Here is a 19,917-nt window from a genome sequence, read left to right as displayed (position 1 = left end):
ATAAGAATGAGCAAGAAGATCTTCGTTACCGATACCATCCTGCGCGACGCTCACCAATCGCTGCTCGCCACCCGCATGCGCACTGAAGACATGCTGCCGATCTGCGACAAGCTCGACAAAGTCGGCTACTGGTCGCTGGAATGCTGGGGCGGCGCGACGTTCGACGCCTGCGTACGCTTTCTGAAAGAAGACCCGTGGGAACGCCTGCGCCAACTGCGCGCCGCGCTGCCCAACACCCGCCTGCAAATGCTTCTGCGCGGGCAGAACCTGCTCGGCTACCGCCATTACAGCGATGACGTGGTCAAAGCCTTTGTCGCCAAGGCCGCGGTCAATGGCATCGACGTATTCCGCATCTTCGACGCAATGAACGACGTGCGTAACCTGCGCGTAGCGATCGAAGCGGTGAAGGCTGCCGGCAAACACGCTCAGGGCACCATCGCCTACACCACCAGCCCGGTGCACACCATCGACGCGTTCGTGGCGCAGGCCAAGCAGATGGAAGCCATGGGTTGCGACTCGGTGGCGATCAAGGACATGGCCGGTCTGCTCACGCCATATGCCACCGGTGAACTGGTGCGAGCGTTGAAGGCCGAGCAATCGCTGCCAGTGTTCATCCACTCGCATGACACGGCTGGTCTGGCGGCGATGTGCCAATTGAAAGCCATCGAAAACGGCGCCGACCACATCGACACCGCGATCTCCAGCTTCGCCTCGGGCACCAGCCATCCGGGCACCGAGTCGATGGTTGCTGCGCTCAAAGGCACCGAGTACGACACCGGTCTGGACCTGGAGCTGCTGCAGGAAATCGGTCTGTACTTCTACGCCGTACGCAAGAAGTACCACCAGTTCGAAAGCGAATTCACCGCAGTCGATACCCGTGTGCAAGTCAATCAGGTGCCGGGCGGGATGATCTCCAACCTTGCCAACCAGCTGAAAGAGCAGGGCGCGCTGAACCGCATGGCCGAAGTGCTGGCGGAAATTCCGCGGGTACGTGAAGACCTCGGCTTCCCGCCGCTGGTGACTCCGACGTCGCAGATCGTAGGCACCCAGGCGTTCTTCAACGTGCTGGCCGGCGAGCGCTACAAAACCATCACCAACGAAGTGAAGCTGTACCTGCAGGGCGGTTACGGCAAGGCGCCGGGCGTGGTGAATGAAAAACTGCGTCGTCAGGCCATCGGCAGTGAAGAGGTGATCGATGTACGTCCGGCCGATCTGCTCAAGCCGGAGATGACCAAGCTGCGTGCCGACATCGGCGCACTGGCCAAGTCCGAAGAAGACGTGCTGACTTTCGCCATGTTCCCGGACATCGGCCGCAAATTCCTCGAAGAGCGTGCCGCCGGCACCCTCGTTCCGGAAGTGCTGTTGCCGATCCCTGAGGCCGGTGGTGTGGCGAAGGCCGGCGGCGAAGGCGTGCCGACCGAGTTTGTCATCGACGTCCACGGCGAAACCTACCGCGTCGACATCACCGGTGTCGGCGTGAAGGCCGAAGGCAAGCGTCACTTCTACCTGTCCATCGATGGCATGCCGGAAGAAGTGGTGTTCGAACCGCTCAACGAATTTGTCGGCGGTGGCAGCAGCAAACGCAAGCAGGCGTCGGCACCGGGCCATGTCAGCACCACCATGCCAGGCAACATCGTCGATGTGCTGGTCAAGGAGGGCGACACCGTCAAGGCTGGCCAGGCTGTATTGATCACCGAAGCGATGAAGATGGAAACCGAAGTCCAGGCAGCGATTGCCGGCAAGGTCACCGCCATTCATGTGGCCAAGGGCGACCGGGTCAACCCGGGCGAAATCCTGATCGAGATCGAAGGCTGAGATAACCGCCGCGATCCAACGCTTTAAACCTCGGGGGGGCATGTGCTCCCCTTTTTTTTCGCCTGCAATATGCTGTTCTTTGTAGGGGCTGCCGCAGGCTCGGGCCTGCGGCAGCTCCTACACGTAGCGTTGTGTCAGAACGCCATGCGCCACTGGCCTGTCACGCCGTAACTGCGGCTATCGTTGCCGGCCTCGCCGCTGAGGCCAATGCCTAGAGTGTTACGGGCGGACAGGGTCAGATCCAGACCTGCATCCAGCGTGAAGCTGTTGCGATCCATCTCGGCGCCAGTGACTTCAAAGCTTTTGCCACCCTTGACCAGGTGCTGGCGCGTTACGTTATCCAGATCGCCGTAGGTGTGTTTCACGCTCGCGCTCAAACGCGGCGTCAGTTGCATACCGTTGGACAGCTGGCTGGTGTTCGCCAGGCGCAGGCCGAGGGTGCTGCTCGGATTCGCCTGGGTCTGACCCTGAACCTTGAGCGCCGCATCGCCACCGTTCTCGGTGTAGCCGTCACGTTGATAGCGTTGATAACCGACGCTGGCGAACGGCTCGATGCTGACGTCGCCACGACCGAGGTTGTAGCCGACTTCGGCAAAGGCGTGCTGGGTGCTGGCGTCATAGCGGCTCTTGAGCCGATCGCTGAAACCATTGAAGGCGACGCGACGTTTGCCGCTGCCGTCATGGCTGCCGTACGAGGCGCCCAAGCGCAAGGCGAACGGGCCATCCTGACGCAGCGCGTAGGCGCCGAGGTGCCAGCTGTCGAGATCACCGTCGAACTGTTGGGCATCGAAGCGGGTTTGCGCTTTTGCACCCATCAGGCCGACATGCCATTGTTCGTCGATTCGCCAGTCCGCCCCCATGACCAGACCTTGGGTGGAATGCTTCAGAACACTGGCGGCGTCACGATCAACCTGGCCGCGATGCCCGAGCGTTTGCAGCCAGACCCGCCCTTTGCCTTCGCCACCAGCCGTCAGGCGCGGTGCATTCCCAGAGCTTGGCGCGCCATTGCCGCTGTCCAGTTGATGCATGGCCGAAAGCATGCTGGCGCTGAGCGGATTGACGCTGCTCAGTGTGGCTTTGGCGAGGTTGGCGTTGCTGCCGGCGGCGAGTTGTTCGAGGGCCAGGCTGGCCGTCGGCTTGCTGGCACCGAGCAGGGCCGTGACGGCAGTATTTTGAGGTGTAGCCGCGCTGATGGCCTTGCTTGTCTGGCGAAGTGCCTCAGGCTCTTGAGGTTGCTGAGGTTGCTGAGGTTGCTGAGGTTGCTGAGGTTGCTGAGGTTGCTGAGGTTGCTGAGGTTGCTGAGGTTGCTGAGGTTGCTGAGGTTGCTGAGGTTGCTGAGGTTGCTGAGGTTGCTGAGGTTGCTGAGGTTGCTGAGGTTGCTGAGATGGGGAGGGTGTCTCGTCAATGCTCTGGGCGAGCGCCTGGCTATTCTGCGTGGTCGCAAGGTTTTCGAGCCGCACATCGTTACGGGCATAGAGCAAGCCCACTCGTTGTGCTTCGTAGTGCAGCGTCGGGGTCATGTATGCCAGATCGTTTTCAACGGTGCCAAACTGTCCCTCAATCGTTTCCGCTTGCAGAACAGTGTGCTGACTGCTTTGCAGATAGTCGCCGGCGGTGACGAGTTTCAGGGTGGCGTCACCCAAATGAGCGGTTCCTTTTACGACCACCGTCTGACTGTTGCCGGAGGCATCCACGGCATAGGCCAGCACGGCAGAACGGGCCAGGCGCAGATCTCCCGAAACCTTGGGTGCGCCGTAGACATCGTCGACGGTCATGCGTCCGTACACATTCAAATGATTTACCGCACCATTCCCGGCTATATGGGCGTTTTCATGAATATCCACCGTGCCGTCAATGAGGCCCTGGTTGGTCAGGTCACCGCCAGACGCGACAGTGGCGCCGCCATTGATCGCTCCTTTGTTGATCAGAATCCCCTCGGTCACTGCCGTACCCAGAATTTGCCCATCGTTGACCAGCATTGCCTTCGGATGGACCAGTACGCCGATGTTGAAATCACCCGGTCCGCTACGGGTCCAGTTCCCGCGCCTGACCTCCAGCCCGCTGAAGTTACGGGTTTCACCCAGCACGCCTTTCTTGTTCGCGTCGAGTTGCAGCAGATTGTCGCCCCCGCCACCGTCGACCAGACCGGCGAAACTGCCGCGAGATTGCACGGTGACAAGATCGTTGCGGCCATCGAGCGCCAGCGCTACACCTTCCTGCGCCGGATACGCTTTGCTGACCTTCAGTTGGACGGTGTCCGGATGATTGGCGAAAGCGTTGATCGCTGATTTGAACGTTTCAGAGGGGGCGGGAGAGATGCCTTGAGTGTCGGGCGGTGTGTCCTGAGCCATGGACAGATCAGCACATCCCATCGCCAGAGTAATGGCCAGTGTCAGGTGTTTCGGTCGAAAGTGGAATTGAACGGGCATCGAGTTCAGCCTCTCTTGGAAGGAGGCCAAACTCTAAGTTGGAGGCTGCAGGCACCGATGTCAGCCGGATCGCCCGGTGCTGCGGGCTACGTCGTTTTGATCGGCGGAAAAGGCCGGATCAACGCAGATTTGCGCATTACGTCCTGCCGGCCTGCTGCCCTTTCCTACAAGTTGTGTTGTCACTGGCCGCTGGTAATGATCAGAAACTCATCTGCCACTGCTCGATCCGCCCGTGGTAGATGTCTGTCGACGCATCAGCTCAGCTACGCCGCACATAAGCCTTGCCATAATGCCGTTCCATGCGCGCCTGAATCAGCTCCAGACCGATCGACATCAGCCAGTAAATGATCGCCGCCGTGGTCAGCATCTCGATGTAGCGGTAGCTCGAGCGTCCGTAGGACTGCGCCAGAAACATCACTTCCCAGACGCCCATCACCGAGATCAGTGACGAGTCCTTGAGCATCGAGATGAACTGGTTGGTGGTCGGCGGGATGATTGTGCGCATCGCCTGGGGCAGGGTGATGCGCCAGAAGATCACGCTCTCGCGCATGCCCAGCGCCAGCGAAGCTTCGCGTTGGCCGTAGGGCACGCCGAGAATGCCGGCGCGGAAAATCTCGCTCAGGTACGCGCCATAGTTGAGTGACAGGGCAATGATCCCGGCGACCACCGCGCCGGGCACGACACCCAGTTGCGGCAGGCCGAGGTAGATCAACAGGATCTGGATCAGCAGCGGCGTGCCGCGAAAGAACGAGGTGTAGAAACTGGCGATCCCGAATGCCACGGCGCTTTTCGACAGGCGCGCGAGGGCGGTGACGAAGCCCAGCAAAGACGAAGCGACGATGGCGCACGCGCAAAGAAACAGGGTCAGCGCCGCGCCCTGCAGGAAGCCGTTGGGCGCTAGGTGCACGCCGAGCAGGTTCGGCAGCTTGTCGAGGATGATCGAGAGCTTCAGATCGAAGCTCAGGAAAAACCCGGCGAACAGGCTGAACATCGCCGCCCAGGTCAGGTACAGGCGCGTGCGGAAACCGAACAGCCGTTGCAGGCGCGATTCAGCCACCGGTTGCGGCGGCTGTGGAGGTGTCGGGAAGGCAGTCATTGGCTGATATCGGCGCCGATCCATTTCTGCGACAGCTTGCTCAGCGTGCCGTCCTGCTTGAGTTGCGCGAATACCTCGCGCACTTTGGCGTCCCACTCGGCGTCACCCTTTTCGATGGCCACCGAGTTCGGTTCCGAGTACAGCGGCGTGCCGGCCAGTTTGAAACGCTGATCCTGATTCAGGCGCGGCTGCGCGGTCACCAGATTGGTGAGGATGGCGTCCAGGCGCACACCGGCGCCCAGGCCCAGATCCTGGAAGGCGACGTTGTCGGTATCGTACGGAGCGATCTGCACATCCTCGAACGGGTACTCCAGGCGCGTGTCTTCGGCGCCTTCAATGACCAGATTCTTGTTCAGATAACTTTCGTAGCTGCTGGCGCTGGTCAGGCCGACTTTCTTGCCGCTCAAGTCCTTGGCGCCGTGGATGCGATCGTCCTTGGCGTTGACCACGATCACGGCGGGCGAGGCGTAGTACTCGACCGGGAAATCGAACACTTCGGCGCGGGCCTTGCTCGGGGTCATGGAGCAGATGCAAATGTCGTAGCGCCCGCTCCAGCGACCGGCAGCGATCACGTCCCAGGATGGCGTTTCCAGGCGCAGCTTGACCCCCAGTTTTTCCGCGACGGCTTTGGCGACGTCGACGTCGAAGCCGTCCAGTTGATTCTGCTCATTGAGAAACGAGAAGGGCGGGTAGCTTTCCATCAGCACGCCGACCAGCTCTTTTTTCTGTTCGACGCGATCGAGTGTGGCGCCGCCGAAGGCTTGAGTGGACGCGGCCAGAATCGTCAGGCCCAGGGCCAGTAGCGGTTGAAGTTTCACAGTCGACACCTGAAAAAAGGGGTTGTTATTAACCGAATGGTGCGTATTAAATAGTTATAAGAACTACTCTGGTAGTGAGAAATATTCATAAGCATATGAGCGAAAAGCATATGGGCACAGCAAGCACGGTAATTCTCGATGGCGGCATGGGCCGTGAGTTGCAACGCGCCGGGGCGCCGTTTCGGCAGCCCGAGTGGTCGGCGCTGGCCCTGATCGAAGCGCCGCAAGCGGTCGAAGCGGTGCACGCCGCCTACATCGCCAGCGGCGCCAATGTGATCACCAGCAACAGTTATGCGGTCGTGCCGTTTCATATCGGCGAGGCGCGGTTTGCCGCTGAAGGCCAGGCTCTGGCGGCGTTGGCGGGCGAGCTGGCACAGCGTGCGGTGCAGGCGTCGGGCAAAGCGGTGCGAGTGGCCGGTTCGTTGCCGCCGCTGTTCGGCTCCTATCGCCCGGACCTGTTCGAAGCGACGCGGGTGAACGAATTGCTGGCGCCACTGGTGACCGGCCTGGCGCCGCATGTCGATTTGTGGCTGGCGGAAACCCAGAGCTCGATCATCGAGGCGCGCTCCATTCGTGCCGGTCTGCCGCAGGACGGCAAACCGTTCTGGCTGTCGTTTACTTTGAAGGATGAAGACACCGACGAAGTACCGCGTCTGCGTTCCGGTGAGCCGGTGGCTGAGGCAGCGGCCGTGGCGGCGGAGCTGGGCGTCGAGACGCTGCTGTTCAACTGCAGCCAGCCGGAAGTGATCGGCGCGGCGATTGACGCAGCGCGCGCCACCTTCGAACGCCTGGGCGTGCAGATTCACATCGGCGCGTATGCCAATGCATTTCCACCGCAACCGAAAGAGGCAACGGCCAATGACGGCCTCGATCCGTTGCGCGATGACCTGGATCCGCCGGGGTATCTGCACTGGGCGATTGACTGGCAGCAGCGGGGCGCCAGCCATTTGGGCGGTTGTTGCGGGATCGGGCCGGAACACATTGCGGTGCTGGCGCAGAAACTGGGGTAAACAACAGATCAAAAGATCGCAGCCTTCGGCAGCTCCTGCATGGGATTGACGTTCACCCTGTAGGAGCTGCCGATTTTGCTTTGACGATTTAACGACGGCACTCGACCAAGCCTTTCACCTGCCCGGTCGGCGTCTGGTTGGCATCGCTCAACCACTGCTCGAACCCTGCCGCAATCGCCGGCCATTCTGAATCCAGAATCGAATACCACGCGGTATCGCGGTTCTGGCCCTTGACCACCATGTGCTGGCGGAACACGCCTTCGAAGCTGAAGCCCAAGCGTTCGGCGGCGTATTTGGAGCGGGCGTTGCCGTTGTTGCACTTCCATTCCAGGCGCCGGTAGCCCAGCGCGAAGGCATATTTGGCGAGCAGGTACACCGCTTCAGTGCTTTTCGGCGAGCGCTGCATCGACGCGCCGAAGGTCACGTGGCCGATCTCGATGCGGCCCTGCGCCGGGACGATCGACATCAGGCTGAGGATGCCCTGCACCTGGCCTGTAGCGCGGTCGATGATGCTGAAGAAATACGGATCGCTGCTGGCCGCATGGTTGTTCAGCCAGTCATTGAACGCGTTGCGCTGCGGAAACGGCCCATAGGGCAAGTAATCCCACAGCTTCGGGTCGGCGCCGGGGCCTTCGAGGGCGTTGAACAACTCGTCGCCATGGCGCGTCGGGTCAAGTCTTTCCAGGCGGATAAAGCGGCCTTCGAGCAGTTTGCTGGTGGGCGCCGGAACGCCTTTCCAGTCGGCGAGTGAAGTGGTCATGCACGCGGCTCCTTAAATGGCTTTGCGAAACTGGATGAATCCCGGGCGCTCGGCGATGCGCTCGTAGAGCTGGATCGCGGTGGCATTGGTTTCGTGGGTCAGCCAATGCACTTTGCAGCAACCGTCGGCCTTGGCAGTGGCGTAAACGTGTTCGATCAGCAAGCGACCGACACCCGTGCCGCGGGTCTCTGGCGCTACCAGCAGGTCCTGCAGGTAACAGGAGTTTTCGATGCTCCAATTGGAACGGTGATAGATGAAGTGCACCATGCCCACTGCTTTACCGTCGGCCCAGGCGAGGGCGGCATGGGTCGGCTCGCTCGGGTCGAGGAAACGCTGCCAGGTGCTGTGGCTGACGGCGTCCGGCAACTCGCTGTTGTAGAAGCGCAGGTAGGCCTGCCACAACGGCAGCCAGGCGGTGTGATCACCGGCAGTCACCGGGCGGATCTGGATCTGACTCATGCTGATTTCCTTAACGCATCAAGTGGGCGAGGGTCTGGTCATTGATGTCGGGGCTGGCAGCCAGGCCTTCGCGCACGCCGGCAATGTCTTCGGCGCTGCGGTTCTGGCTGAGCTTGCGCTTGCCTTCGAGGCGGTCGATGGGTATGGCGAAACCGACGATGGCCTTGAGCATGCCGTCGATGTAGTCGGCCGGCGCGTCGTCGACCTTCCACGGCTGCGCGCGCCCGGCTTCATGGCGATCGGTCAGTGTGCTGACGATGTCGAGCAGGCGCCCGCCGTCGCTGAAGGTTTCGGCGTGGCCGTAGGCGTGCACGGCGACGTAGTTCCAGGTCGGCACGACTTTGCCGTGCTCGGCCTTGCTCGGGTAAAACCCGGGGCTGACGTAGGCGTCGGGGCCGGCAAATATCAGCATCGCTTCAGCGCCGTCGCGCAGGTCTTTCCATTGCGGATTGGCTTTGGCCAGGTGCCCGTACAGCGTGCCGTTAGGACCCTGTTCGCGGTGCAGCAGCACCGGCACATGGCTGGCTTGCAGACCGTTCTCACCATGACTCACAAGAATGGCAAGGCGAGTGGCGAGGATCAGTTCGTGCAATTGCGACAGGTCGTTGATGGCGAAGGCGCGGGGCGTGTACATGGAGAGATTTTCCTTGGCGAATGCCTGCATCCTAGGCAGGCTATTGGTCTGTTGTAAGAGCCATTGATGACCAATTTCATAGGTCCATTGCCATGCCCGAATCGACCACACTGTCTATGCCGTTCAATCCGGCCGGAATCGAACTCGACCGCCGCCAAGGCTTGAGCCGCCAGCTCTATCAGGCATTACGATTGCGCGTACTGGACGGGCGGCTGTGCAGCGGCACGCGGCTACCGGCCAGTCGTGATCTGGCGGCGGCGCTGGCCATTTCGCGTAACAGTGTGGTGCGCGCCTACGATCAACTGTATGCCGAAGGCTTCATCGAAGGTCGGGTCGGTGATGGCACTTACGTTGCGCATTTGCCTCACGCAGCGTTGCCAGCGAAAAAGTTGTCCACAAAAATATCCACAGGGTTTTCAACAGGCTTACCCACAGCCTTATCCACAAAATGCCCGGATTTACCTGTAGATCCATCCAGCAAGGTTATCCACAACGATCCGCTGACCCGGGTCAGAAATAACCATTTGGCCCGGCCGCCCAGTGGTCCGCCCCGGGCTTTTCGGGTCGGTGTACCGGCGTTTGATCTGTTCCCGTTCGACGTCTGGGCCAAGCTGAATGCGGCTTTCTGGCGAAAACCGGATTTGCAGCAACTGTGTTATGGCGATCCGGCCGGTGATGCACGGTTGCGCGGGATGATCGCTGCCTATCTGCGCAGTTCTCGGGGCATGCAATGCACAGCTGAACAAATTGTGATCACCAGCGGTGCGCAGCAGGGAATAAGCCTTTGTGCACAGTTGCTGGTCGAGCCGGGTGACGGCGTCGCGATTGAAAATCCGGGGTATCGAGCAGCGGGTCACGCCTTCGCCGTGGCCGGTGCGAAACTGCTCGGTGTGGCTGTGGATAACGAGGGCATCGACTGTGCCGAACTGACGAGGTTGAACGACTGTCGCCTGACTTATGTAACGCCTTCCCATCAATATCCCACCGGGGTGGTGATGAGCCTTGCCCGACGCCTTGAACTGCTTGCCTGGGCCGAGCGCACAGGAGGCTGGATCGTCGAGGACGACTACGACGGCGAGTACCGCTACAGCGGCGCGCCGCTGGCCCCTTTGGCGGCGCTCGATCGGCAGGGACGGGTGCTGTATGTCGGCACGTTCGGCAAGGTGGCGTTTCCGGCATTGCGCCTGGGGTATCTGGTGCTGCCTCCGGGGTTAGTGGAGGCGTTCGCTCAACGGCGTGCAGTGGATGTAAGGCATTCCGAAGTCAGCACCCAGGCGGTCATGGCCGAATTCATGGCGAGCGGACACTTCCAGCGGCACATCCGCCGTATGCGGCGAGCGGCGCTGAGCCGGCGCGACACGCTGCTCAAGGGGTGGCCGGCGAACATCCCGGGAGTCGGCCCGTTGCCCGTCGTGGCCGCAGGCCTGCATATGACCGTGCCAGTCGACAGCGTGGCGCGTGAGCGGGAGTTGATCGAATTGGCCCGTGACGTCGGGGTCGAGATCAATGGCTTGAGCAGCTATTGGTTGCCAGACGCCGGCGCTGAGCTGGAGCAGCGCGCCGGTCTGGTGATGGGGTTTGCTGCGGTGCCTGAACCGGCGATCGACGCCGCGCTGGACAGGTTGCGCAGGGCCTGGCAGGTGGATTGAAAGGGGCGGGCTCCAGACCGCCCCGTCGCCTGAGTCAGGGCTGGGGTTCGAGATTGAAAAACAGCGCCGGGTCGCTGATTCGTCGCAGCACATAGTCGATCGGTGCCAATGTGCCGAGTGCCTCGCGGCGTTCGGCAGTGAACTGCTGCAAATGCGCATCAGCGATTTTCAGGTGCGCCGCTGTGAAGCTTTCCAGTGGAGCCTCCAGTGAGTCGTAGTGAAAATGCGCCAGCCACAATGGTTGATGCTTGTTGGTTACATCCAGAATCCGATATTCCTGAAAGTAATCGCGACGTTTTTTGGTCCTGATCCTTCCCTGAACATTGCGTTCGATTTGCACTTGATGATTGTCCAGCATCCATTGCAGATAAGCCTGACGAGGCTGGCGCTGCTTGAGCATGCTGGCGCGGAGGTTGACGCCTTCGGTCCGTAATCGCTGGGCATCGGCGGTGAGATACGCCCCGATATTGCCCACCGGCGGCGTTGCGCCGCCAGTGGCGCGAATGCGGGCGAGGGCCTGGGCAGCATCGGCCGCCGCTCGCTCCAGAAGCGCTGCTCGTTGATCGAACAGATCCTGCATGTCCGCCGGAATCCGGTTGGGCCGTAACGCGTCCTTGCGTGTCTGTTGCGTGAAAGCCTGCACGTCATCAACCAGTTTCAGGCTATTGGCGACAATATCGATGTCTGCCAACGGCGGTTGTCGATTCGGACGCGGCCTCGGCGGCAGTACGCTCTCCAGAGGTTGCTCGGTTGTGGTTGAAGCGTGGGCGGATTGCGGTTCGCGAGGACGGCTCTTGGTCACTTTTATGGCTTGGCGGGAGGGCCCCGCAACGGCCGGTCTGGGAGGGGCGGGTGGGGCGCTGACAACGTTCTCGGGCAGCAGCGCGTTCAATTGATCCTGAGCCAGTTGCCGGAACTCGTTGATCAGGCCGCGTATTCGTTCAAGCTGGGTCGGTTCCAGTTTGTCCGGCATTTCACCAGGAAGGTCTGTGAGGCGCTGATCGGTGTCGGCATAAACATCGATCAGCTTGCTCAGACGTTCGATGTGCAGCGCGATTGCATCTGTCGCGGTCGGCGTTTTGAGCAATTGTGCATGCTGATGGGTGGCGGTAGCTGCCTCGATGATCAGTAATCCCACCACGTCACGCTCCGGCGCGGCCGCTGCGCTGGCCGAGTTACGCATGCACAGCTCGTGGGACATGCCGATTTCGTTGGACTTCAGATCCCACTCGGTGAATGACGGCAGCAACGCGCGCAAGCGTTGTGCAGCGGTGATACCGGCACTTCCCAGGGTTTCGAGAGCGGCCAGTGAGCTCTGGGACAATCGCAGGCGCGTCACCATGTCCTGACTCAATGCCAATGTCTGTCTGACATTTTCGATATGAGTTTGCAGCGCGGTGTCCGATTCGATCTCGTTGTTCTCGACCAGCTTGTGGGTAAGGCTGGCATAGGCGTTGCGTTTGAGGGAAAACCACAGGGCGAGGTTTTTCTGCAGCAGCGTGGTCAGGCGCAGCACATCATGCAGATAGCCTTCGCTGCCGCCTTTCTGGCGCCATTGCTCGAGGTTTTTCAGGGCGGCGTCATAATCGCCAATCAGCGTTTCAACCTGTGCGAGATAGCGCTCGGTGGCTTGCTCGTGCGCAGGGCCGCTGGCCGCGAGCATTTCATCCAGCGCCCGTTGCAACGCGGCATCGGCTGCGGGTTCCTGGCGTTTGAAGTCATTCAGCGCGGTTTCCAGCTGTTTTCGCTGTTGCTCCTTTTCCCTGCGTTGGGTCCTGAGCCGGTTTTGCAGACTCTGCCCACCGGCTCCCCCGCGCAGGCGCAGACGCGTATCGACCACCCACTGGCCTTGAGCAAATTGCGCCAGAAGCGGCCCAGTTTTCCGCGGATTGCCGGCAAATACGATCTGCAGCTGTTGATCATCGTTTTCGATCACCGTGTACCAGTGTTCGCCGACCTGTGCGTACAGCTGATCATTGAGCCTGTACAGGCTGGCACGACCGCGCCGCAGGGTCTGCACATTCGGATCAGTCAGGTCCGGGGCCGGGACTGCGGCATCTTGCAGATACGCGATCAAGGCCGCAGGGCTCCTGCGAGGTATGGAGCCGCTGGCTTCCAGTGAATTGTAATGAGCGGGAGGCAGTTCATCGGTCAGTGGCGTGGGAATAAGGGTCACGACAGGTTTGGCGGGCGCTACGGCCGGTTTCTGCGGCAAGTCGGCTACGTTGTCGTCGATGTCTGACCATGGGCGTGGGCCGGCCTTGCGGCGTACGGCAGCGTGATGGGCCAGGAGAATACCCAAGGTCAGCAACATGTCGCCCACCGAACTCCACTCGTTGAGCCTGTCGCCCCGTTGATGCGCCTCCAGCGCATGCTCGATTTCAGTGAGGCTTTGCCAGATCCAGATGGCCGCGCCAGCCGGGCCGCTGAGAAAGTTCGCAGCAACATTGAACACGGCCCAGCCGCTGTCTCGCAGCAATGCCCAGCGGCGTTCGGCGTTGGATTGCGATTGCCGGTCAGCCAGTTGTGCCATCGCTTGGGCATGGGACTGGAACAATTTGGCGAATACATCGCCGCTCAGTTCCTGCGACCCGAGCTCGACCGGCCCGGCCCAGTTCACGGAGGTCCAGGGTTCCAGCAGTAACTCAGCGCCGAGCCATGGGGTGGGCAGGCCGATCGGGAAGGTGAATTGAGCGTATTTGAAGCTGATGGCTGCATCGGGCAACCACGCCAGCACCGAATCCCTCAGCTCTCCCGGTTGGTGCAAGGCGTACAGCAGGTTTTGCGCAGAAGGGAATTGCATCAGCGATTGTTCGAACAGTGGCCGGTACAGCACGCAGGGGCCGGCCTCGGGCTGACGGGGGCCGATGATGAACATGTTGTCCACCGTATCACCGATGCTTTCTCCGGAGCGGATGAAGGTCAGAGGGCGTATCACCACCGGTTGCGGATGAGCGGGTGTCGGTTTGAGCCATTCGCACACATAGCGATAGCCCTGCTCATTGAAACCGGCGATGCGACGGATTTTGTTCTCCAGTGCAACAAGCGGCAGCACAGCCTGGAGTTGTCTGATATAGAACTGTGCTTGTAATGCAGCTTGCGGCCGATCATTGATCAGTTTTTCCTTGATCAACTGTGGATAGGCCATGCCGATGTTGACCTGGCTCGCCATGTTTGTCAGATAGGTCTCGTTCAACCAGCGGGGAACGGTTTGCGGCGGATTGAAGCGCAGGCTTGCCTGGTAGGGGGCGGCGTTCTGCAGTGCAAACTCACCCAGGGTTTCCGTATGAGTATCGTTGGGGTTGGGCAGCGTCAGGCCTCCCGACTCGAAGCTGTTGGTGATGGTGATTTCAAGGGTTTCCAGCGGCAGCCCGGCCGCAGATTTTTTATCGGCCAGAATGGCTTCGCGCATACGCCTGCCAGCGAAGGTCGTGATGGACGCAATCCGGAACAGGTTCTTGTCTGCGAGTTTGTATAGCTTGCCCAGCGCACTGACCGATCGGCTGTAGCGCTCCATGTCCGCCGCCGAGGCGCCGATCAGCCAGTCGGGAATGGCGTCGTCCAGTCCGGTATCGCGGGGATGGTCGGCACGGGTGAAGTCCGGGGCGTACGGCGTGTGATCGGCGGCAAGTTCTGCGCTGGTGATCGAGGCGATGGCATCGAGTTGACTGGCAATCAACGCCCAGGCCATGTGATCGAAGAAATTGCCTGCGGGCTCGAACAACTGCCACTTCAGGTTGCGCCCGGCCAATTGGTCGGGCAGGCGATCAGATAAAGACGCTCCCAGCGATTCCAGAGTGTCGAACGACTCATAACCCTTTTCTACCGAGTACATCATCACCAGGTCGCGCTGCCGATAACGCCCCGTGAGCACGGCCGCGCCGCCGACGATCAGATGCCGGGTCTCGCCCTTGTCATCGACCGTATCGACGTCGATCAGGCAGACCTTGATCGACGAAACCTCGGGAGCCCGAGTCGGCCTCTGCTGTTTGTCCGGGAACTGCGAGACGGCTCTGGCCACGTGGCATTGGCTTTCATCCCAGCCACTGTCGGTCTGCACATCAAGGGCTTTGCGCAGGGCATCGGACAACTCCTGCCAACGCGTTGACTTGGGGCCGGCGCTGTTCCAGTAATCCAGCTGACGTTCGCCAAAGGCGGTGAAAAGCAGGGGTGCGTAGTCGTTGAGCAAGGTGGCGATGGCTTCGATGCCGATGTCCAGGTGCAGCACGGGTGTGGCTTGCGGATCGGTTGTCAGGAAGTGTTCGCCTTCCAGGTAATTGGCGCTGGTGGCGGTGAAGAACTGCCGGACTACGGCCTGGGTCAGAGACTCGAACCGGATGGGCATTGCCGTCAGCGTACCGTCGTCCCATTGCCATTGAGGGGTGCCGATGAGCGTATGGTCGGGGTCGATATCGCGGTCGGGAAACCTCTCTTTCAGGGCTTTACGCAGCATTTGAGCCGCCACTTCGTCGACGGTTGGGCCTTGGCTTGTCTGCCGCACGACGAGGTTTTTCTTCAGCAGGACGGGGGGACGGAGGTTGTCGACAGATTCGGTCATTGTCAGTTTCCTTTTTGACATTTCAGGCATGCGAAAAGAACAGGGCACGAGCCAGTTGCGGGCTGATCTCGCTGCGATAAATCGCGATGAGCTGTGGGTTTGCAGTGTCGGCGCGTACGTCGAAAGCACCGGCCAGCAAGCGCTGCTCCCGGGTCTTCAAATGAGCAGCGGTAAAGGCGTTGATGGCCGCGTCGAGCCGGGGGTAATGAAAGTGCGCGTACCAGAGAGTCGCTGCCCCGCGACGCTCGCGAATCTCGTATTCCTGAAGGAAGTCCTTGCGCGGTCCCTTGAGCCGGCGCCGATCACCGTTGCGCACGATGTCGATTTCACCTTTGCTCAGCAGCCATTCCACCCGCGCCGCCGTCGGCGGTTGCTGCTTGATCATGTCGACGCGAACCCGGTAACCCTCGGCGTACAGTCGCTCCTTTGCTTTCTCAAGTGCTGCCTGCAGTCGGGTGGCGGTCTGGTTCTGGCCGTCAATCGTGCTGAGCGGGGTCATGGCTTGCGCCAGGGCACTGGCGCTTTGTCCGACGTGTTCGGCATGTTGTCGAAACAGCTCCTCGGTTTCCACCGGGATACGGCCAGGTTTCTTCGATTGGGCTTCGGTTCGCCGAATGAAATCTTCCAGGCCATCGAGCAGCGCCTGGCCCTGCACCAGCTGTACTGCCAGCGCCGGTGCAGGTGCGACCGGACGGCGCCGCGGGGCCGGGATGCGTTCCAGCCAGACCCCGGGTGTCTTTTCGTGAAAGGTGGCGATGACCTTGCCGGTCACGGGGGCGCGAACCTCCAGCAAAACGGGTTCACCGGGAGCCGAAGGGCGCATTTCGCCGACCACGGTGCCTTTGAAGCGCGTTTTGATGACCCGTTTGCGCGAGGTTCGCGGCGGTTGTGAAGGTACGGAACGTGGCTCCGTCGTCGGCAGTTCACGCAGCAATTGCGCCAGATGATCTTCAGTGTCTTTGTGGAATTCGCTGACCCGTTTGCGCACTTGCTCGAAGGACGGCTGGATCAGTACATCCTTGTGGCTGAGGGACAAGTCTTCGAAGGCTTGAGTAATGCCCGTGAACTGCTCCAGCACGCCATCAAGCGCTTCGGCGCGCTGGATAATCCCCTCGGCGCTGTCTTCCTGAATCAGTTCCTGTGAGGTCTGGATCGCCAGGTTGGTGGTGTCGAGCAGGCGGGTGAAGTCGCCTCGCGCCTCCTTCAGAGCAGCGCCGTCGCCTGCTTCGAAGCAGACCTCACGCGCCAGTGAAACTTGCAGCGCCTTGAGGTCATTCACGCTGAAAGCGGGTAATTGCCTGCGGTACTTATTGGTGATCTCGGCAGCGTTTCTGCCTAGCCTGCTCAGCGCCTGGAACCGCGAGTGGGCAAACTCGATCTTGCCGATTACGCCTTCAGCGAGATCAATCATCTGTCGATAGATCGTCCGATCGCCCGAGCCCGCGGCAGTCTCTTGCGCCTCCAGCAGTGCCAGGGTTTCACGCAGTGTCCGGCTGAAGGTGGCATTGTTCTCATCAAGCCAGCTCTGGTTGAAGTACAGCTGGGTATCCAGCATCGAAGTCATGGCGGAGCGGTAGTTGGGCAAGCTTTCAAGCAGGCTGAGCGCCTTGAGCTGTTCGATGGGGGCTTCGTACTGGCTGCTGCGCTGCTCGAGCAGGTCTAAAAATTGTTGCTGCAAGGCCGGTCGAGCCTCGGTGCTGGCAGCTTTCATCTGGTTGTAAGCGGCGATCAGTTCGGTTTTGGCGTTGGCGCGTTCCTCATCAAACGTGGCCAACTGTTGCTTGAGCTCGGCGATCCGTTGAGCGTTTTGCTGTTTGATCGCTTTGCGCCGGGCAGACAAGCCGCCGCCTCGCAGACGCAGGCGGGTGTCGACGAACCATTGCCCACGGGAATTGCCGATCAACGGCGGCCCTTGGCGTGGAGGTTGTTGGCGAGCGTCGATGATCGAGACCTCGCCGTTTTCCTCCACGGCCACCTCGAACCAGCGCTCCCCGACCTGGGTGTAGTAGCGGTTGTCGTGGCTGTAGAGATGTCGGTACGCACCGCTATCGGCAGCGGGCGGAGTCAGAGGCTCGGGTGTGCTGATTTGGAAACGGTCGAGCGTTTCCTTAAGACTCAGGGCCGGGCCGGTCAGTAGGGATACAGGGTGCCGGGCAGTAGCGGAATCGCTTGCCCTGTCGGGCAGTTGCACGATAGAGGCCGGTGGCGGTTCGACGGCCTGCCGAATCTCGGTCGTGACGGCACCGACAGGCTTTTCTTCGATCTGGCGGGCCGTGGTATGACGCGTCGCACCGCGGTGCGCGAGGACCATGGCCAATGTCAGCAACAGGTCGGTCATCACGGCTTTCTGCTGGTCACGGTCGCCTGTTTCTGTGGCGTCCAGGCCTTGTTGCAGGTCCTCCAGAATCTGCCAGACCCACGCGGCGGTACCGACCGTACTGCCCAGAAAAGGCAGCGCCGCATTGAGGATCGCCCACGCCGCCTGTTTGAAAGTCGCCCAGCGGTTTTGCGCGTTGGACACCGATTGCCGCTGTGCCAGATCCACCAGTGCCAGGGCGTTGCTCTTGAACACAGCGGCCAGGTAATCGTTGGCAATGACTTGCGTGCCAAGGGACAGCGTGCCGCCCATTTGCAGAGGGGTCAGCGGGTCTGCCAACAGCTGCGAGAGCGACCAGACCGAGGGCAGGCTGCCGGTGAATACGTAGTCGGAATAATGGCTGCGTACCCTGTCCGGTAACCAGGCAAGCACCGATTGGCGCAGGGTGGCCGAATGCTTGATGGCATAAATCAGGTTGGCCGGTGTCGGGTACTGGCTCAAGGACTGGTCAAGTAATGGCTGGTAAAGCAGGCAGGGGCCCTTGTCCATCTGCCGAGGACCGATGACAAACATGTTGGCCACTTCGTCCGCAGAGGCAAGCAGCCGCCAACCGGGATTGAAAGCCAGTGGGCGAATGACAATTTCCTGGCCGTCGACCCGGCGATTGGCATCGAGCACCTGCACCACGGCAGCGACATAGCGATAGCCGAGCTCATTGATCCCGCCCAGGCCGCGAATCTTTTGTTGCAGGGCCAACAGCGGTAGCTCAACCCGCAAATGGCCGGTGAACAGATTCTGCCGGCGCAGGCTTTCCAGAGGATCGTCAAGCAATTTGCCTTTGATCAGGGCCGGGTAGGTCCTGCCGATGTCGACACTGACGATCAAGGCCTCCAGGTACGCCGCGTTCATCCAGGACGGCAGCGTCGAGGCACTTTTGCTGCGCACGGTCTTGTCACCCAGGGGGACGGCGATCAGGTTTTGCAGCGCCAGATCGACCAGGCTCAAGGTGCTACGTTGTGGTTCCGTCGGTGGCACAAAAGTGCCCCAGACCACGACACTGTCGACCACGATCTCGATGTCTGCCAGATCCAGATCTGCAGCCTCGGGATGTTGCTTGAGCATGGCCTCGCGAAGTCTCTCCAGGGTGTACTCGCGGATCGGCTTGATCCCGTCCTGAAACGACTGGTTGGCGTTCTGTGTGCGAAGGGTTGCCAAGTCCATCAGATGACGACTGTAGGCCGTGAGATCGACGGAGGACGCGTTGAGCATCCAGTCCGGCAACCCTTGCTCGACCCGGTTGAAGCGCGAGGGTGCCTGCCTGTCCGTCGGGTCGTGTCCATCTGCCGCCCGACTGATGTGGGGTGCCAGATCGCGGTTGCGGATGTCGGTATCGGTCGCCAGTGCACCGATCGCATCGGCTTGCAAGGCAATCAGGTTACAGGCCAGGTGGTCGAAGTAATTGCCTTCGGGTTCGATCAGGCGCCACTGCCAGGCATTGCCGGCGTCATTTTCTGCGGTGTAGCTCAGCAGGGACTCGCCCAGAGCCTGCATTGACTCGTAGCTCTGAAAACCACCGGTTATGGTGTAAGTGAGGATCAGCGTGCGAGTGCCCAGCGTTCCGGTCAGCACCGCCATGTCGAGGGTGTTCAGGTGTCTTGCAGCACCGTCGTCGACCTGGTCGAGGTCGATCAGGCAGGCCCGCGATTGATAGCGGTCGTTGGTCGTGCGGGCGCCCTTTTCCGGATAAGTGAACAAGTGGCGGGCCATGGCGACCTGATCGGCATCCCATGATGGCCCGGGTTCAATGTTCCAGCGCTCGCGCATTGAGTGGGACAACTGCTTCCAGCGTGGCGTTGAGGGGCGCGTGAGCTGGTTCCAGTAATTGAGCTGTTGCTCCTGAAACGCAATGAACAGCAAGGGCGCAAGTTCGTTGAGCAAACGCCCGATAGCCTCAATGTTGACCGGCAATTGCACCGGTACCGGCGCCAGAGGTTCCAGGGTGAGGTAATGCTCGCCATCGAAATACAGCACGGGCGTGGACGCCACCCCATGACGGACCAGAGCGCCCGTCAGTGATTCGTAGCGTCTTGCGCCGGGGATCACCTGCGTTGCATCAAAGGCCCAGGTCGGTGTCACCACCATGGCCAGACGCGGATCGATGGTCAGTTGCGGGTAGAGGGTTTTCAGGGCCGGCAACAGCGCCTGGGTGGCGACTTCCCTGATCGAGGGTCCTGCCACCAGTTGGGTAAGCAAGTCATTCTGCTCATTCGGGAGGGCGGCGGGTGGGGCGGAGTCTTCGCTCATGGTCACTTCCTGTGAGGTGGGCGCAGGTACCGTTGGGCGTTCGGTGCGCGTTCGGGCTCAAGGTAATG

General features: G+C 60.9%; 11 protein-coding genes. 3 read left to right on the top strand and 8 right to left on the bottom strand.

Features of this window, described 5'->3' with window-relative positions; genetic code table 11:
- The first annotated feature begins 6 nt into the window (after window positions 1-6).
- Window positions 7-1,815 (top strand): sodium-extruding oxaloacetate decarboxylase subunit alpha, encoded by a 1,809-nt coding sequence (gene oadA, locus ACYZUM_RS26220; RefSeq protein WP_108184254.1) that lies wholly within the window; start codon window positions 7-9, stop codon window positions 1,813-1,815.
- A gap of 134 nt (window positions 1,816-1,949) precedes the next feature.
- On the opposite strand, the gene ACYZUM_RS26215 is transcribed toward oadA, so the two are convergent.
- The 3 genes from ACYZUM_RS26215 to ACYZUM_RS26205 form a co-directional block, all read right to left on the bottom strand.
- On the bottom strand, window positions 1,950-4,244 hold the full coding sequence (locus ACYZUM_RS26215; RefSeq protein ID WP_473061202.1) for an autotransporter domain-containing protein: 2,295 nt from the start codon (window positions 4,242-4,244) through the stop codon (window positions 1,950-1,952).
- A 259-nt stretch (window positions 4,245-4,503) separates the two neighbouring features.
- On the bottom strand, window positions 4,504-5,340 hold the full coding sequence (locus ACYZUM_RS26210; protein WP_003229672.1) for an amino acid ABC transporter permease: 837 nt from the start codon (window positions 5,338-5,340) through the stop codon (window positions 4,504-4,506).
- Entirely contained in the window at window positions 5,337-6,158 is an 822-nt protein-coding gene (locus tag ACYZUM_RS26205; RefSeq protein WP_108184252.1) for an ABC transporter substrate-binding protein, read from the bottom strand. Before ACYZUM_RS26205 ends, ACYZUM_RS26210 begins: the two co-directional genes overlap by 4 nt.
- A gap of 110 nt (window positions 6,159-6,268) precedes the next feature.
- On the opposite strand from ACYZUM_RS26205, the gene ACYZUM_RS26200 reads away from it, so the two are divergent.
- On the top strand, window positions 6,269-7,168 hold the full coding sequence (locus ACYZUM_RS26200; protein WP_108184251.1) for a homocysteine S-methyltransferase family protein: 900 nt from the start codon (window positions 6,269-6,271) through the stop codon (window positions 7,166-7,168).
- A gap of 88 nt (window positions 7,169-7,256) precedes the next feature.
- Here the strand turns inward: ACYZUM_RS26200 and ACYZUM_RS26195 are convergent, their stop codons facing one another.
- The 3 genes from ACYZUM_RS26195 to ACYZUM_RS26185 are packed head-to-tail and all read right to left on the bottom strand — an operon-like array spanning window position 7,257 to window position 9,021.
- On the bottom strand, window positions 7,257-7,928 hold the full coding sequence (locus ACYZUM_RS26195; protein WP_108184250.1) for a GNAT family N-acetyltransferase: 672 nt from the start codon (window positions 7,926-7,928) through the stop codon (window positions 7,257-7,259).
- 12 nt (window positions 7,929-7,940) lie between these two features.
- The gene (locus ACYZUM_RS26190) at window positions 7,941-8,387 is read right to left on the bottom strand and encodes a GNAT family N-acetyltransferase (RefSeq protein ID WP_108184249.1); all 447 of its coding nucleotides are present in this window, start codon (window positions 8,385-8,387) and stop codon (window positions 7,941-7,943) included.
- Between the two features lie 10 nt (window positions 8,388-8,397).
- Entirely contained in the window at window positions 8,398-9,021 is a 624-nt protein-coding gene (locus ACYZUM_RS26185; protein WP_108184248.1) for an FMN-binding negative transcriptional regulator, read from the bottom strand.
- 92 nt (window positions 9,022-9,113) lie between these two features.
- Here ACYZUM_RS26185 and pdxR point away from each other — a divergent pair, with 92 nt between their 5' ends.
- On the top strand, window positions 9,114-10,670 hold the full coding sequence (gene pdxR / locus ACYZUM_RS26180) for a MocR-like pyridoxine biosynthesis transcription factor PdxR (protein WP_108184247.1): 1,557 nt from the start codon (window positions 9,114-9,116) through the stop codon (window positions 10,668-10,670).
- A gap of 34 nt (window positions 10,671-10,704) precedes the next feature.
- On the opposite strand, the gene ACYZUM_RS26175 is transcribed toward pdxR, so the two are convergent.
- Together ACYZUM_RS26175 and ACYZUM_RS26170 are read right to left on the bottom strand one after the other, a co-directional pair.
- Window positions 10,705-15,228 (bottom strand): hypothetical protein, encoded by a 4,524-nt coding sequence (locus tag ACYZUM_RS26175; RefSeq protein ID WP_108184246.1) that lies wholly within the window; start codon window positions 15,226-15,228, stop codon window positions 10,705-10,707.
- Between the two features lie 22 nt (window positions 15,229-15,250).
- Window positions 15,251-19,849 (bottom strand): hypothetical protein, encoded by a 4,599-nt coding sequence (locus ACYZUM_RS26170; RefSeq protein WP_473061201.1) that lies wholly within the window; start codon window positions 19,847-19,849, stop codon window positions 15,251-15,253.
- Window positions 19,850-19,917 lie beyond the last annotated feature (68 nt).

It is taken from the genome of Pseudomonas sp. m6p, assembly GCF_055760375.1.
This window is presented reverse-complemented; position numbering and strand designations above follow the sequence as displayed.

Excerpts from the sequence above, each read along its gene's own strand:
- oadA (WP_108184254.1), top strand. The coding sequence starts at position 7 with ATGAGCAAGAAGATCTTCGTTACCGATACCATCCTGCGCGACGCTCAC.
- ACYZUM_RS26215 (WP_473061202.1), bottom strand. The coding sequence starts at position 4,244 with ATGCCCGTTCAATTCCACTTTCGACCGAAACACCTGACACTGGCCATT.
- ACYZUM_RS26210 (WP_003229672.1), bottom strand. The coding sequence starts at position 5,340 with ATGACTGCCTTCCCGACACCTCCACAGCCGCCGCAACCGGTGGCTGAA.
- ACYZUM_RS26200 (WP_108184251.1), top strand. The coding sequence starts at position 6,269 with ATGGGCACAGCAAGCACGGTAATTCTCGATGGCGGCATGGGCCGTGAG.
- ACYZUM_RS26195 (WP_108184250.1), bottom strand. The coding sequence starts at position 7,928 with ATGACCACTTCACTCGCCGACTGGAAAGGCGTTCCGGCGCCCACCAGC.
- ACYZUM_RS26190 (WP_108184249.1), bottom strand. The coding sequence starts at position 8,387 with ATGAGTCAGATCCAGATCCGCCCGGTGACTGCCGGTGATCACACCGCC.
- ACYZUM_RS26185 (WP_108184248.1), bottom strand. The coding sequence starts at position 9,021 with ATGTACACGCCCCGCGCCTTCGCCATCAACGACCTGTCGCAATTGCAC.
- pdxR (WP_108184247.1), top strand. The coding sequence starts at position 9,114 with ATGCCCGAATCGACCACACTGTCTATGCCGTTCAATCCGGCCGGAATC.
- ACYZUM_RS26175 (WP_108184246.1), bottom strand. The coding sequence starts at position 15,228 with ATGACCGAATCTGTCGACAACCTCCGTCCCCCCGTCCTGCTGAAGAAA.
- ACYZUM_RS26170 (WP_473061201.1), bottom strand. The coding sequence starts at position 19,849 with ATGAGCGAAGACTCCGCCCCACCCGCCGCCCTCCCGAATGAGCAGAAT.